The following is a 1,056-nucleotide window of genomic DNA, read 5'->3' on the forward strand; positions in this document are numbered from 1 at the left end:
GGCGGTACGCGCGCGCCGCGCGCGCGTACCGCCAGCTGCGCCAACTGAAACAGGAACAAGCAAGGATGAACGATGCGGATCGTCATTGATCTCCAGGGCGCCCAGTCCGAAAGCCGCTACCGCGGCATCGGCCGCTATTCGCTCGCGCTGGCGCTGGGCGTGGCGCGCAATGCCGGCAGCCACGAGGTCTGGCTCGTGCTGAACGCCGCCCTGGGCAGCGCCATCGACGACATCCGCCAGGCATTTGCCGGCCTCGTGCCGCCGCAGCGCATCTGCGTGTTCGACATCGTCGGCCCGACGGCCGAATCGCATCCGCACAACGGCCCCCGCGCGCGCGCGTCCGAGCTGCTGCGCGAACACGCGATCGCCCAGCTGCGCCCGGACGCCGTCCTTGTCACGAGCCTGTTCGAAGGCTATGTGGACGATGCGGTCGTCTCGATCGGCCGCCTGGCGGATGGCGCGTCCACCGCGGCCGTCCTGTACGACCTGATCCCGTTCCTGAACCCGGACAAATACCTGGCCCAGCCGGAACAGCGCCACTACTACGAGCGCAAGATCGCCTCGCTGCGCCAGGCCGGCCTGCTGCTGGCGATTTCCGACTACTCGCGCCAGGAAGCCATCGACGCGCTGGGCCTCGATCCGGCGCGCGTCGTCTCGATCTCGACGGCCGTGGACGAGACCTTTTGCCCCGCCGCGCTCGATGCCACGCACGCGGCCGCGCTGCGCACGCGCTTCGGCATCCGCCGCGCCTACCTGATGTGCGCGCCGGGCGGCTTCGACGCGCGCAAGAACATCGACGGCCTCGTCGCCGCCTACGGCATGCTACCGCCCGTGCAGCGCGCCGCGCACCAGCTGCTCATCGCCGGCAAGATCAACGACGGCGAGCGCCAGCGCCTGCGCGACCTCGCGCGCCGTCACGGCCTCGCGCCTGACGAGATGGTCCTGACGGGTTACGTGAGCGACGCCGACCTGATCGACCTGTACCGCGGCGCCGCCCTGTTCGTGTTCCCGTCGCTGCACGAAGGCTTCGGCCTGCCGGCGCTGGAAGCGATGGCG

1 protein-coding gene is annotated in these 1,056 nt (G+C 70.5%); it reads left to right on the forward strand.

Annotated features, from left to right (window positions below; translation table 11 throughout):
- Positions 1 to 72: 72 nt before the first annotated feature.
- Positions 73 to 1,056, forward strand: a 984-nt coding sequence (locus ACEN88_RS32495; RefSeq protein ID WP_413346361.1) for a glycosyltransferase family 4 protein, incomplete at its 3' end; no start/stop codon positions are given.

Source organism: Massilia sp. CT11-108 (assembly GCF_047302915.1).
Classification (GTDB): Bacteria; Pseudomonadota; Gammaproteobacteria; order Burkholderiales; family Burkholderiaceae_D; genus Telluria; species Telluria orientalis.